The organism is Nocardia coffeae, assembly GCF_019890715.1.
Classification (GTDB): domain Bacteria; phylum Actinomycetota; class Actinomycetes; order Mycobacteriales; family Mycobacteriaceae; genus Nocardia; species Nocardia jiangxiensis.
Map to the genome: position 1 here is coordinate 1 of NZ_JAINZY010000025.1, position 13,702 is coordinate 13,702.

12 protein-coding genes, 1 pseudogene and 1 riboswitch are annotated in these 13,702 nt (G+C 67.2%); of the genes and pseudogenes, 7 read left to right on the plus strand and 6 right to left on the minus strand.

What is annotated here, in order from left to right:
- The 3 genes from K7711_RS44645 to K7711_RS44655 form a co-directional block, all read right to left on the minus strand.
- Nucleotides 1-870, minus strand: an 870-nt coding sequence (locus tag K7711_RS44645) for a hypothetical protein (protein ID WP_222978838.1), incomplete at its 3' end; no start/stop codon positions are given.
- A 208-nt stretch (nucleotides 871-1,078) separates the two neighbouring features.
- On the minus strand, nucleotides 1,079-3,694 hold the full coding sequence (locus K7711_RS44650) for a helix-turn-helix transcriptional regulator (protein WP_222978839.1): 2,616 nt from the start codon (nucleotides 3,692-3,694) through the stop codon (nucleotides 1,079-1,081).
- Between the two features lie 161 nt (nucleotides 3,695-3,855).
- The gene (locus K7711_RS44655) at nucleotides 3,856-4,953 is read right to left on the minus strand and encodes a CaiB/BaiF CoA transferase family protein (protein ID WP_308015221.1); all 1,098 of its coding nucleotides are present in this window, start codon (nucleotides 4,951-4,953) and stop codon (nucleotides 3,856-3,858) included.
- 206 nt (nucleotides 4,954-5,159) lie between these two features.
- Here K7711_RS44655 and K7711_RS44660 point away from each other — a divergent pair, with 206 nt between their 5' ends.
- Nucleotides 5,160-6,113, plus strand: coding sequence for a purine-nucleoside phosphorylase (locus tag K7711_RS44660; protein WP_222978843.1), 954 nt, complete (start codon nucleotides 5,160-5,162; stop codon nucleotides 6,111-6,113).
- A gap of 15 nt (nucleotides 6,114-6,128) precedes the next feature.
- On the opposite strand, the gene K7711_RS44665 is transcribed toward K7711_RS44660, so the two are convergent.
- A complete protein-coding gene (locus K7711_RS44665; protein ID WP_222978845.1) occupies nucleotides 6,129-6,956 on the minus strand; it encodes an amidohydrolase family protein in 828 nt (275 codons plus the stop codon).
- 464 nt (nucleotides 6,957-7,420) lie between these two features.
- Nucleotides 7,421-8,845 (minus strand): FAD-dependent oxidoreductase, encoded by a 1,425-nt coding sequence (locus K7711_RS44670; RefSeq protein ID WP_222978847.1) that lies wholly within the window; start codon nucleotides 8,843-8,845, stop codon nucleotides 7,421-7,423.
- 271 nt (nucleotides 8,846-9,116) lie between these two features.
- On the opposite strand from K7711_RS44670, the gene K7711_RS44675 reads away from it, so the two are divergent.
- From K7711_RS44675 to K7711_RS44695, 5 genes are all read left to right on the plus strand, one after another.
- Complete coding sequence (locus tag K7711_RS44675; protein ID WP_222978848.1) at nucleotides 9,117-9,560, plus strand: Rv0361 family membrane protein; 444 nt, start codon at nucleotides 9,117-9,119, stop codon at nucleotides 9,558-9,560.
- 38 nt (nucleotides 9,561-9,598) lie between these two features.
- Nucleotides 9,599-9,713, plus strand: a riboswitch (SAM riboswitch).
- Between the two features lie 19 nt (nucleotides 9,714-9,732).
- Entirely contained in the window at nucleotides 9,733-10,155 is a 423-nt protein-coding gene (locus tag K7711_RS44680; protein WP_222978849.1) for a rhodanese-like domain-containing protein, read from the plus strand.
- A complete protein-coding gene (locus tag K7711_RS44685; protein WP_222978850.1) occupies nucleotides 10,152-11,366 on the plus strand; it encodes an O-succinylhomoserine sulfhydrylase in 1,215 nt (404 codons plus the stop codon). The genes K7711_RS44680 and K7711_RS44685 overlap by 4 nt, the downstream gene beginning before the upstream one ends.
- A gap of 101 nt (nucleotides 11,367-11,467) precedes the next feature.
- Complete coding sequence (locus K7711_RS44690; RefSeq protein ID WP_222978851.1) at nucleotides 11,468-12,049, plus strand: dihydrofolate reductase family protein; 582 nt, start codon at nucleotides 11,468-11,470, stop codon at nucleotides 12,047-12,049.
- A 189-nt stretch (nucleotides 12,050-12,238) separates the two neighbouring features.
- On the plus strand, nucleotides 12,239-13,258 hold the full coding sequence (locus K7711_RS44695; protein ID WP_222978852.1) for an Rpn family recombination-promoting nuclease/putative transposase: 1,020 nt from the start codon (nucleotides 12,239-12,241) through the stop codon (nucleotides 13,256-13,258).
- A 35-nt stretch (nucleotides 13,259-13,293) separates the two neighbouring features.
- On the opposite strand, the pseudogene K7711_RS49495 reads toward K7711_RS44695, so the two are convergent.
- Nucleotides 13,294-13,341: pseudogene (locus K7711_RS49495) on the minus strand (hypothetical protein); the annotation flags it as partial.
- A gap of 38 nt (nucleotides 13,342-13,379) precedes the next feature.
- On the opposite strand from K7711_RS49495, the gene K7711_RS44700 reads away from it, so the two are divergent.
- A complete protein-coding gene (locus K7711_RS44700) occupies nucleotides 13,380-13,577 on the plus strand; it encodes a hypothetical protein (RefSeq protein WP_222978853.1) in 198 nt (65 codons plus the stop codon).
- The last annotated feature ends 125 nt before the right edge of the window (nucleotides 13,578-13,702 follow it).

The window sequence follows — 13,702 nt, forward strand, 5'->3', positions numbered from 1 at the left end:
CGCGGCGCGGACCCCCGCCCCGAGCCCCGCCCGGGCGGCCCCCCCCGCGACATTGCCCCCCCCGGGGGGGGGGGTCCCGGCCGCACCGCCGATGAGTCCGCCCGCGACCGCGCCGACGCCGGTGCCGACGACCGCACCCGGAATCGCGCCGACGACGGCGGCGGGCACACCCAGCGCGGTAGCGCCCAGTGCCGCGCCGCCCGCGGCTCCGGCAATGGTCAGACCGGCGATCTTGTCCGAGCGGCCGGCATTGATGCCGACCGAGTTCAGGCCCGTCGCGATGGCCGCCTCGGTATCGGCCGCAGCGGTGTTCGCGGGGGTCAGCACGGTATCGGGCACATCGTCGGGGACCGTGGTGCTGAACGCGCCCAGGCGCAGGGTGCGCGGCGGCGGCGCGATCGGCGCGACCGGAGCCACGGGTGTCGGCGCGTGCAGATGTCCGAGTTCGATCGCCGGAGCCGCCTCGGTGTCGGGGGCGGCTCGGAAGTTCCGCGGAATCACGTACTGCGGGGCCACCGGTCCGATCAGGGCGCGCAAGGGTGCGGGCGCCGCGGTGACACCCGGCTGAACCGATCCGCCGATCCGCAGGTTCGGTGCGCCGAGACCGATCACCCCGGGCTGCGGCGAGCTGCTCACGGCCGGATCCCGCAGTTCGTCGGGGGCCTCGGCGTGGGGTGGGGTCGCCGTGCCGAGCCGGTCCGCAGCGGACGGGTGGCTCGACGCGGAGGGCCCGGACGCCGCGGGAGCGGGATTCGGCGAATTGCCCACCTGTCCGCCGGACGAACAGCCGACGGCCAGCGCCAGCGGAATCGCCCCCAGAATGAGCGCGCGCCCTCGCGCACCGGAACCCACCGCGAAACGACGAGCCACGTCGAACACCCCACCTTCGGAAATTTCGGATATGTGACGGATCCCCCGGAATCGGGCGTGGATCCGGCGGCGACCTGCGGTGCCGCGCGTCCGGAGATGATAACTGTTCAATAACTAAAGATGGCAAATCGATGTGAATAGCCGCACACGAAATCCGAGCTATTCGACAGAAAACTCAGCTATTAGGCGGTATTTGTGGTGCGAGATGCTAATTGCGCTGTTTGCCGCTGGGTGGCTCTCCGCGCATCAGATCGGCGAGCGCCTCCCGATCGGTCACATCCAGCTTGATGCAGGCCCGATAGAGATGGCCTTCGACGGTCCGCACCGACACCGTCAGTCGATCGGCGATCTGGCGATTGCTGAGCCCGGCCGCGACCAGATTCGCGATCTCGCGTTCCCGCGCGGTCAGCGGCAGCGGTTGCGCGGACTGGCGCAGTGCCGGGGTCCCCGCGCCGCCACAGGCCGCGCCGAGCCGGTTCGCCGTCGCGGCCGATTCCAGCAGCCGCCGCCGATCCCCGGAACGCTCATGCGCCGACGCGGCCTGCGCGGCGGCGTCGGCCGCCGACAGCAATGCGCCGATATCCTCGAATTCCGCTGCGGCAGCGTCCAATCCGGGACCGTCGTGGGAGGCGACCGCCACCGCGTGCCGCGCCTGCACCTGCACCAGCCGCCCGTCGATGCGGGCCGCCAGATCGGCCAGCCGTCCCGCGACGCTGGCATCGCCGAATCGCGCCGCGGTATGCAACGCCATCGCCTCGATCGCGTGCTGATTCGACCGCGCGGCGGCATCGGCGGCACCGATGGCCAGCCGCACGGCCGGGGTCACCGTGCCCTCGGCGGCGGCCTGCCAGGCCCGCGCGATCTCGAGCTGCGGTTCGTAGACCGCGCTGTGCCGCCCGCCGCGGGCGATCGCCTCGGCGATGCTGTCGGCGGCCTCGGTGCCCCGGCCCAATGCCGAATATGCTTCGGCCAGACGGATTCTCGCCGGGAACATCCACGCCGCCGCACCCTCGGCTGTCAATGCGGCCAGCGCCTGTTCGAGATTCTCCACCCCGTCCAGGAACCGGCCCTGCGCGACGTCGACGGTGCCCTGCAGGATCTTCGACAACCCCCAGGCGAGATACTGACCCGGCGCGGAGTATCCGAAATACGCTGTGGCACAACGACGTGCGCTCGGCAGATCGCCGGTCAAGGTGAGCGCCAGCACCTCGGCATGGGTGGACATGAACCGGTTCAGCCCATCGATGTCCGACTCCACCTCGTGCCCCCGCGCGGCATAGGCGCGCGCGGCCTCCCCGCGCCCCATCAGCGCCAGCGACAATCCGCCGCCGAACGCCGACCACCACACCGCCCACGAGGGCGCCTGCGGCGTCGACATGACGTTGTCGGCGTCGATGAACGCGTCCTGCAAACGGTTCTCGTTCACCGCGCACGCGGAAGCCAAGCCCTGCAACGTCAATTGGATCTTGGGATGCCGCACCTTGCTCCGGACCAGCGCGAGCACCTCGTCGGCGCGATCGGCATCGCCCATGGCCCACAACAGATTCGCCACGCGGGTGCTGCCCCAGCGCGCGAGCTGCACCTCGTCGAGCTGATCGGCGTCGAAACTGGCCAGGGTGCGTTCGGCCTCGATCCGGTGCCCCTGCCACAGCAGTGCGCGGGCCAGCAGATCCGCCGCCTCCACACCACCGCGACGTTCCACCGCGGCCCGCGCGAAACGCTCACCGAGCGGGATGTTGGCCAGGCCGATGGCATCCTCGGCGGCGGCCTCGAACAGTTCCAGATCCGCGGAACGGTCACTGTCCAAGGCCAATTCGGCGAGCCGGATCCGATCGGACGCCGATTTGACCGGACGTTCCTTCAACGAGGAGTACAGCCGCCCACGTAATCGACGGGCCGAGGCGATACCCAGCCGACGCCGGATGACCTCGCCGAACAGTGGATGGTTGTACCGCACCAGCAGCTGATGGCCGTTCTCGACGATCCGGACGAGGCCGCGCGATTCGGCGTTCTCCACCGCCTCCTCACCGGTCAGTTCGGCCATCACGTCCAGGTCGATCGGCTCGCAGAAGGTCAGCAGTTCCAGTACCCGCAGCACCTCGTCGGGGAGCTGCTCGACCCGATCCTCCAGCAGCGCAGCCAATTCGGAGGTGACCGCCGCGCGTCCGCGTAACTGCCAGACGCCGTTGACCTGACGCAGCGTGCCCGCCTCCAGCGCACCCTCGACCAGATGCCGCAGGAACAGCGCGTTTCCGCCGGAGGACTCCCACATCAGATTCGCGGTGAAACCCTCGAGCTGCCCGCCGAGCATGGATTCGACCAGTTCGACGCTCTGGCGTTCGCTGAAGGGGGACAGGTCGATTCGCAGCAGATGCCCGTCCTTCCACAGCGAGGTCACCGCGTCGGGCACGGTGACGCCGCTGCGGACGGTGCAGACGATGTGCGCGGCCTTGTCGATGGCCAGTTGCAGAAGCAGTGTCGCGGAGAGCTGATCGAGCAGATGCGCGTCGTCGACGCCGATGATGGTGTGCCCGTCGGCCAGCAGCGCCTCGCGCGCCGCGGCCATGAACGTCACCGGATCGTGTGCGGTGTAGACGCCGACCATGTGCGCGAAGACTCCGAGCGGAATGCTGCGCGCGGATTCGGTTCCGGCGACCCATCGGATGTTGCCGCCGATCGTGGTGGCGGCCTGCCTGGCCAGGGTGGTCTTGCCGACCCCCGCGTCGCCGGTGAGCACCGCCCCGACGAATTCGGTGCCGGTGAGGGCGGCGCGCAGTAACTCCAGTTCGCTGCCGCGCTCGATCATCGGCCAGTTCCGAGCCATGGAACTTACTTTAGTGCCTCATGATTCCGCGCGTGGAGGGTGAACCCCGCACGGCGGCAAGCGGATCGGAAACCTCGAATGCATGCTACGAGTTCAGCTGCGATTTCGCAGCTCGCCCCCGGCGAGGATGTCCGGACCGGACACCCCCGCCGGGTAGCGGATCAGTTCGCCCAGACCTGTTCGATCGGGGTGCCCTCCGACGGCGGCGGCGTCGGCACCGCGCCGGGGGTGCGGGAGAACCGGGGCGCGGGTGCGTGCTGCACGACGCCATCGATCTCGACCAGGCCGGTGCGCGCGACGATGTGCTCGTTCTGCTCGGCCTCGGTCATCGTCAGCACCGGTGTGCAGCAGGCGTCGGTGCCGGTGAAGACCGCGGTCCACTCGTCGCGGGTGCGGGTCTTGAACTTCTCGGCGAACAGTTTGCGCAGCTGGTCCTGCCCGGCCGGGTCGATCTGCTGGGGCAGGCCCTCGGGTTCGATCTCGAGACCCTTCAGGAATTCGGCGTAGAACTGCGGTTCGATGCAGCCGACCGCCATGTACTTGCCGTCGGAGGTCTCGTAGGTGTCGTAGAAGGCCATGCCGGTGTCGAGCAGGTTGGAGCCGCGCTCGTCGGACCACAGGCCCACACCCTTCATGCCCCAGATCATGTGCGACAGCGCCAGCGCGCCGTCGACCATCGCGGCATCGATGACCTGGCCCTTGCCGGAGTTCTGGCGTTCCACCAGCGCGGCGAGCACGCCGAACACCAGGAACATCGAACCGCCGCCGAAATCGCCGACCATGTTCAGCGGCGGCACCGGCCGCTCACCCTTGTGGCCGATGGCGTGCAGGACGCCGGTCAGCGAGATGTAGTTGATGTCGTGTCCGGCGCGGTCGGCCATCGGTCCGTACTGGCCCCAGCCGGTCATGCGGCCGTAGATCAGTCGCGGATTGCGCTCGAGCGCGACGTCCGGGCCCAGGCCCATCCGTTCGGTGACGCCGGGGCGGAAGCCTTCGAGTAGAACGTCGGCCTTCTCGACGAGGCCGAGCACCTTCTCGATGTCGGCCGGGTCCTTGAGGTTGGCCTCGACGATGGTCCGGCCGCGCCACTGCGGGCGTTCCATGAATCCGGGCAGCATGCCGGGGCGCTGTACTCGCACGACGTCCGCGCCCAGGTCGGCCAGCAGCAGCGCCGCGTGCGGACCGGGGCCGATACCGGCCAGTTCGACAACCCGGATACCCGCGAGCGGGCCCTGTGCGGGGGTGGATGAATCGGTCACGAAAACCTCAGCTCGTCGTTCCTCGCACCGGCGCCGGCCGCCGGTGTTGACATACCGACAATAAAACCTGGGGACGGGGTGCGTCACGGGGGTGGCGGGCATGGCCCGCGGTGGATGCATCAACACGTGTTGCGTCGATAATGCCGTGCACTCGCCGCGGATGCGCTATCTCTTGTCTCGACGCATGTTCCACGAGGGGAGTTCGGGTGATCACCAGAACGTTCGGCACACTGATATCGGTTCTCGCGGTGACGCTCGCCGCCGCGGGCTGCGCATCCCACGCCGACGAGCCGATTCCGGTGCGGGCCATGGTCGTCACCATGTTCGACCCGGAGGCCAAGCCCTGGGTGGACCGGCAGCGGTGGACCCACGAGATCGCCCTGCCCGGTATCCGAACGCCGGTGCGCTGCAACGATTCCGGGCTGTGCATGATGGTGACCGGCGAGGGCAAGGTCAATGCGGCGCTGTCCGTGTCGACCATGCTCGCGAGCCCGAAACTGAACCTGGACAAGGCATATTTCATCACCGCCGGTATCGGCGGGACGCCGCCCACGGCCGGGACGCTCGGATTCGCCGCGTGGGCGAACTGGGTCGTCGACGTCGATCTGGGGCATCACATCCTGCCGCAGGACGATCCCGCCGCGCCCAACGGCTATCTGTCGCTGGGTGATTCGGACAAGCCGGTGACCCAGGCATATCAGCTGAACGGTGTCCTCGTCGACGAGGTGTACCGCAACACCAAGGACGTCGCGCTGGCCGACGATCCCGGACTGGCCGCAGTGCGGGCCGCCTATCCCGCGCAGGCCGGACACGACAAACCGTTCGTCGCCGAATGCGACAGCGCCACCGGCGACAATTTCTTCTCCGGCGCGGCCTCCTCGACGCAGACCGGGTACATCGTCGGCCTGCAGACCGGCGGCAAGGCCCACTACTGCACCACGCAGATGGAGGACAACGCCACCGCCGGGGCCCTGGCCCGCGCCGGGAAACTGGACCGCTACGTCGATCTGCGCACCGCCAGCGACTTCGACCAGCCACCGGCTGGCGGTTCGGTCACCGACCTGTTGAACGCCACCTACACCGGCTTCGCGATCTCGGTCGAGAACGCCTACCGAGTCGGCCTCGCCGCGGCGAACTACCTCGTCGAGCGGCCGAACTGATTCGGTCGGGCGCGGCTACGGCAGATCGGTGCGGCCCAGGCGCAGGGTGGGCTGCCCGATCATCGGCAACGGCCGGGTCGGCGGGCTGGCCTCCGGCGGATGCGCCTTGACCGGCAGGCCGTAGAAGGCTCGGGCGTTGTCCTCCAGCACGCGGTGCACGTCGGATCCGATGACCTCGCCGATCAGCTCGACGTCGGCGTCGCGGAACGGGCGTCCGGCGCGGGTGCCGGGCAGATCCGAGCCGAACATCAAGGCGCCGGGATTGACGGTGTGGATGCGGCGCAACGCCGTGCGCACATCCATCGACACCCGCCCGAATCCGGACGCCTTCACCTTCGCCCCGCGATCGACGAGGTTGAGCAGGTAAGGCAGGCATTCGTCGGACATGCCCATGTGGTCGACGGACAGCGCGGGCAACTTGCTGATCACCGGCTCGAGCGATCCCAGCATCGACCCGTCGATGTACAGCTCGACATGCCAGCGCGCCAGCTCGTACACGCGCAGCGCCAACATGGTCAGCTCGACGATGTCCGTGGCGGCGCGCTTGAGATTGAACCGCAGCGCCCGCACCCCCGCCTTGCTCAACTCGACGATCTGGGCGTCGGAGATCTCCGGATGCAGATTGGTGACCCCGACCCAGTTGTCCCCCAGCTCGGCCAGCGCCGCCCGCAGAAACCCCTGATCGGTCCCCTGAAACGACCCACTCACCACCGCACCACCGTCGATATCGAAGCGCGACATGCGCTTTCGATAGTCGGCGATAGTGAAGGGCGGCGGGATGAAGCCTTCGTTCTCGATCAGCGGAAACCGCGGATCGATCAGATGGACATGGGCGTCGAACACTGTGTCTGATTGCCTCCGCTTCGCTCCGGCGGGTTTTCGGCGCTGTAAGGCTTGTCGTTGCACGCTCGAGACTCGGGCTTCGCCCATGCGCTTCGAGCGTGCAACGACAAGCCCGCGCCGAAAACCTTGACGGTTGACGTTACTTGCCTGACGGTTCCGGCGTACAGAGACGCTTCGCCCCCGGCACGCCGGTCTCGCTTCGCTTCGACAGCACTGGACTCACCCGCGAACCTCGCCGGCCGAAGCGAAGCGAGGCGAAAGGCTGACGCGCCCAGCGGCGAATCGTCTCCGTCCGGCTGGAAATCGCCCGCGAAGCGAAAGGCTCAACAAGGCCAACCCCAAGGTTTTCGGCGCGGGCTCGTCGCTGCGCCCTCGAAGCGCATGGCCGAAGGCCGAGTCTCGAGGGCGCAGCGACGAGCCTTACAGCGCCGAAAACCCGCCGGAGCGAAGCGGAGGCCAAAATTTCAGCGTTTGTGGGGCTCGCTGGCGCGGAGCATGTCTTCGCGTTCGACGACCTTGACTCGTTCGCGGCCCTGGGGCTCGCCCAGGGCACGTTCGTGGGCGTCGAGGCGGTACCAACCGGCCCAGGTGGTGAAGGGGATGCCCTTGCTTTCCAGGAAGTCGGTGACCGCGTCGAGTTCGGGTTCGGCGGCGGCGGTGAAAGCGGCGGCGTCGTCGAGCAGGCAGGCGATGGTTTCGTTGGCGTCGCCCTTGGTGTGGCCGATCAGGCCGACGGGGCCGCGCTTGATCCAGCCGGTGACGTAGGTGGCGGGCAGGTAGCGTCCGGCGCCGTCGGCGTTCTCGTCGACCAGGACGCGTCCGGCCTCGTTGGGCACGGTTCCGGCCTGGTCGTCGAACGGCAGCTGCGGGATGTTCTGCGACAGGTAGCCGACGGCGCGGTACACCGCCTGGACGTCCCAGTCGCGGAATTCGCCGGTGCCCTTGACGTTTCCGGTGCCGTCGAGCTGAGTGCGCTCGGTGCGCAGGCCCTTGACCTTGCCGTCCTCGCCGACGAGTTCGGCGGGTGACTCGAAGAAGTGCAGGAACAGTTTGTGCGGGCGCGCGCCGACGTCGCGGATCGCCCACTGCTCGATGGTGTTGCAGACCATGTCGACCTGCTTGGAATGCCGGCGGGCGGCTTCGGAACCCTCGTCGTAGTCGATGTCCTCGGGGTCGACGATGACCTCGATATTCGGCGAGTGGTCGAGTTCGCGCAGTTCGAGCGGAGTGAACTTGGCCTGGGCCGGGCCGCGACGCCCGAAGACGTGCACCTCGACGGCCTTGTTGGCCTTGAGGCCCTCGTACACGTTCGGCGGGATCTCCGTCGGCAGCAGTTCGTCGCCGGTCTTGGCGAGCACTCGCGCGACGTCCAGTGCGACATTTCCCACACCGAGCACGGCGACCTTCTCGGCCTCCAGCGGCCAGGCGCGCGGCACGTCCGGGTGCCCGTCGTACCAGGACACGAAGTCCGCGGCGCCGTAGCTGCCGTCCAGGTCGATGCCCTCGACAGGCAGTGCTCGGTCGGCGTTCGCGCCGGTGGAGAAGATCACCGCATCGTAGAACCGGCGCAGATCGGCCAGGGTGATGTCGGTGCCGTAGTCGATGTTGCCGAGCAGGCGCACCTGCGGCTTGTCCAGGACCTTGTGCAGTGCGGTGATGATGCCCTTGATGCGCGGATGATCGGGCGCGACACCGTAGCGGATCAGGCCGAACGGCGCGGGCATGCGCTCGTACAGGTCGATGCTCACGTCGGCGTCGGATTTCATCAGGGCGTCGGCGGCGTAGATTCCGGCCGGTCCCGCGCCGACGATCGCGATGCGAAGCGGGCGCGCGTCGGACTCGGAGGTGGGGTTCACCTCGCCCTTCGACTCTGCACTGGTTTCGGTCATTCTTCTGCGCACCCTTTGGTCGAAATCTGTGTCGTCATGTTCTCAGCCGTCGTTCTTAGCTTAGGCTAAGTTGACGTGGGTCCGGGTTTCCGGCCGATCCTTCATACCGATCGATGCTGCATCGTTGCCGCTCGGGGATCGGAGTTCGCGCCGACCGTGGCCGGGGCTGGCGGTGATTCTATCGGTGACTGCTATGGCCGCGGTTCCCGGTCCGGGTCGCGGATTCGGGGTGCGCGCGAGAACCTCACTCCCTACCAGGGATGATCGAGATATGAGTGACCCGGAATCCGCCGCCGACGCGACCCCGATCGATCAGAACGAGGCGGTCCGCTCGCCGGTGCCGTTCATTGCTGCCGCGGTGATCGCACTTCTGGTGATCGGCGGTGTCCTGATTGCGGCGGCGCTGCGGCCGGCTGAGAAGAATGTCACAACTTCGGACCGGTTGGCCACCGCGATCCAGAATTTCGCCACTGCCCAGAGCGGCACCGACCCGGCGCGCCGCGCGGCCACCGCATGCAGCGGATTCGACCCCGCGCACTCGCCGTTGGGCCCGGACGCGGCCGGAAAGAAGATCGAAATCGTCCGCATGACCGACCCCACCGCGAACGGCAGACGCGCCAAGGTCACGGTGACCAGCTCGGTCGACGGCCACGAATCGACGTCGACCTGGAACCTCACGCAAACCGGCAACGACTGGTTCGTCTGCAGTGTCTGATTGACAGGCGGGTGTGCGGCCAGGCAATCTCGATCTCAGGTCATGAGCACCAGCGTCAAGCCCCGGCTCGCTGGTCGGCAACCCTCCTCCGCGGTGGGGTGCTCCGGGTGACGACCTGGCCACGCCGCCGAACAGGCGCGGCAAGTGCGGATTCTTCGAGGAGGTTCAGCTAGTGAGTTACGCGGGTGACATCACTGTCCAGCAGGCATGGGATCTGTTGCGCGACAATCCCGATGCCATTTTGGTGGATGTGCGCACCGAGGCCGAGTGGCGGTTCGTCGGGGTGCCCGAGACGAGTGCGATCGACCGGCCGACGGCCCTGATCGAGTGGGTCGACGGCGCCGGTCAGCGCAACGGCGCCTTCGTCGATCAGCTGAAGCAGACGCTCGCCGGCCGGGCGGCCGACAGCGATGCGCCGGTGATCTTCCTGTGCCGCTCCGGCCAGCGATCCATCGGTGCGGCGACGGCCTCGACCACGGCCGGATTCACACCCTCCTACAACGTCCTGGCCGGTTTCGAGGGCCCGCTCGATGCCGACGGCCATCGCGGCGGCGCGGGCTGGCGTGCCGAGGGGCTGCCCTGGAGGCAGTCGTGATCACCGGCGGAGCCTTCGACAAACCGCTGCCCGAGGGCGTCGGCCCGGCCACGCTTGGTGTGCGAGGCGGCCTGCGCCGCTCCGGATTCGAGGAGACCTCCGAGGCGCTGTACCTGTCCTCGGGTTTCGTGTTCCCGAGTGCGGAGGCGGCCGAGGCGTCGTTCACCGGCGACGTCGAGCATTTCGTGTATTCGCGCTACGGGAATCCGACCGTGGCGATGTTCGAGGAGCGGATGCGGCTGATCGAGGGCGCGGAGGCGTGTTTCGCGACCGCGAGCGGGATGTCCGCGGTGTTCACCGCGCTGGCCGCGCTGCTGGGCAACGGTGACCGGCTGGTCGCCGCGCGCAGCCTGTTCGGCTCCTGTTTCGTGGTGTGCAACGAGATCCTGCCGCGCTGGGGTGTGGAGACGGTCTTCGTCGACGGCGAGGACCTGAGCCAGTGGGAGGAGGCGCTGTCGGTGCCGACCGCGGCCGTCTTCTTCGAGACCCCGTCCAACCCGATGCAGACCCTGGTGGACGTGCGCCGGGTGTCCGAGCTGGCCCATGCCGCGGGCGCGAAAGTGGTGCTGGACAACGTCTTCGCCACACCGCTGCTGCAGCAGAGCCTGACGCTGGGCGCGGATGTGGTCGTGTATTCGGGCACCAAGCACATCGACGGCCAGGGCCGGGTGCTGGGCGGCGCGATCCTGGGCGACAGCGAGTTCATCGGCGGCCCGGTGAAGAATCTCATGCGGCACACCGGTCCGGCGTTGAGCCCGTTCAACGCGTGGACGTTGCTCAAGGGGCTCGAGACGATGCCGCTGCGGGTGCGTCATTCGGTGCAGGCGGCACACGAGATTGCCGAATTCCTGGAGCAGCAGCCGTCCGTGTCGTGGGTGAAATACCCCTTCCTGCAGTCACATCCGCAGTACGAATTGGCGCGGCAGCAGATGAGCGGCGGCGGTACGGTCGTCACCTTCGAACTGGCCGCCGACCCGTCCGAGGCGAAGAAGCGCGCGTTCGAGGTGCTGAACCGGCTGCGCATCGTCGACATCTCCAACAACCTGGGCGACGCCAAGACGCTGATCACCCATCCGGCCACCACCACGCACCGCGCGATGGGAGCCGAAGGCCGTGCGGCCGTGGGGATCACCGACGGCGTGCTGCGCATCTCCATCGGCCTCGAGGACGTCGAGGATCTGCTCGGCGACCTGGATCAGGCGCTGGGCTGAGCATCGCGGCCGGGAAGCGTCCGACGTTTCCCGGCCAAGCGATGATTTTCGCGATTCCGCGTCGTCCTACCTGCAATCGACAACGCAGGGAAGGTATTCGCATGCAGATCCTGGCTCGCTTGTGCATGAGCGCCGACGGTTATGTCAGCACGCCCAACGGGTGGCCGCCGCAGGTGCTCGACCCCGCCCACGGACACGGCAGCCACGGCATCGCGGAATTCCTGAAGACCTGCGAGGCCGCGCTGATGGGCCGCACCACCTTCGAACCCGCCTTGACCAACGACTTCTGGCCCTGGCCGGATCTGCGGGTGTTCGTACTGGCGTCCGAGCGTCCGGCCGGGACGCCCGACCACGTGACGGTGGACAGTGATCCGGTCCGGCTGCTGGCGGCGTTGCGGGCGGCCAATCACGGCGGTGATGTTCACCTGATCGGCGGCCCGCGCACGATCGAGACCTTCCGCGAACTCGGTGCGCTGGACAAACTCGAACTGGTCGTGCTGCCGTTCCTGCTGGGCGGCGGCCTGCGCCTGACCGATGCGGTGAGCGTCGAGACCGGGCTCGAATTCGAAAGCTCCCGCACGCTGGACGCCGGCGCGGTGGAGATCGTCTACCGGGTGAAATCGGGCGGTGGCGTGGCCGGGGCGGCCGAGGAGGGCTGGACCCCGGCTTCGCAGCGCCCCTGAACATCTCGGTGCGGTGCGGTGCGAATCATGTCGAAGTCCTTGTCGCATAAATGGATTCATCTATCTCTGGTGAATGACTCGTGCTGTTTCGAACTGTACTTACTTGAAACTGATACGTCTGGAACAGGTTTCGCAATGAAATAGCCAGAGTGGCCGGGTTTTAGGTTGCTGCAGTTTCAGTGAAAGCTGTTGTTACGCAAACATTTTAGTTTTTCCGGATGTCGGGCGGGTGTGGGTAATCTTTCCAACATGACGTCCGGTCCGCCGAACCCACACGACGCGCTGTTCCGCAAAATGCTGGACAACCCGGCCGATGCCGCATCGGAGTTCCGGGTTGCTTTGCCGAAAGAGGTTGTTGATCAACTCGTTTGGACCGACCTCGAGCGAGTGGACGGCAGCATGGTCCCGTTCGATCTGCGCAGCCGCTACATAGATCTGCTGTTCCGCACCCGCACCCGCACGGATCACCGCCCGGCGTTCGTCTACCTGCTGGCAGAGCATCAGAGCGAACCGCACTCGCTGATGGCGTTCCGGATGCTCGAGTACGTCGTCGCAATCATCCGCAAGTATCTGCTCGAGCATGAGAATGCTCGAAAAATTCCTGCGGTCGTTCCGCTGGTCGTGCACGTCGGGCCGCAGGGCCTGATCTGGCGCGCCCCGTTGCAGGTCAGCGAACTGTTCGACCTGGACCCGGATACCCATGCGGCGCTGGCGGACTACCTGCCCCGGATGAGGTACTTCCTCGACGACGTCAACGCGATCGGCATGCCCGCGCTGATGGATCGCGCATTGACTCCGAAGGTGCGGGTGACATTCGTTGCGGAGAGGCTCGCGCCCGGTGACCCGGCTGCACTGCCGGTCCTCCTGCACCTTAGTCCTGACTTCCAGCAGATTCTGGATTCGCCGGAAGGCCGGGAGGTCTTCGATACGTTCGTCAACTACGTCCTGGTCGCCGGTAAACTGTCTCCGGACGCGGTCGATCAATTCGCCGATCCGCTCGGCCCCATCGCCAAGGAGGTCACTGTGACAGCCCTTGAAACCCTTCAAGCACGTGGACGTGCCGAACTGCTTGTCGAACTTTTGGTCGAGAGGTTCGGTCCGTTGGATGCCTCGCTCGAGCGGGTCGTTTGTGATGCCGATGCCGAGCAGTTGAAGCTGTGGAGCAGTCGGATATTGACGGCCGACAGCGTCGATGAGGTGCTGGCCTGAGCGTCGGTGTCCATCCGGTCGCCGATCATCACCGTGGATTGCGAATGCGCGCCGATGCGGCGCAGTGGCGAACGCATCATCATTCGTAGATCCGCTCGGTCCGGTAGCCAAGGAGGTCGCTGTGTCGAACGTTGAAACCCTCGAAGCACGTGGGGAGGCGCGTGGACGTGCCCAGATGCTTCTCGAACAGTTGGCTGACAGGTTCGGTTCTCTGGACTCTTCGGTCGTGCGGGTGGTTCGTGAAGCCGACGTCGCGCAGTTGAAGCTGTGGAGCCGTCGGATATTGACCGCTGGCAGTGTCGACGAGGTGCTGTCCTGAGCTCGGGTGGAACACCGTCCGCTCGGCCTTGTAACCGAACTGCTCAGGAATAGCTCCAGCCGCAGTGGCGGCATGTGGTCCCTCGATCCGAACGTGAGTCGGCCGCAGCGTGATTCGGTCCGAAC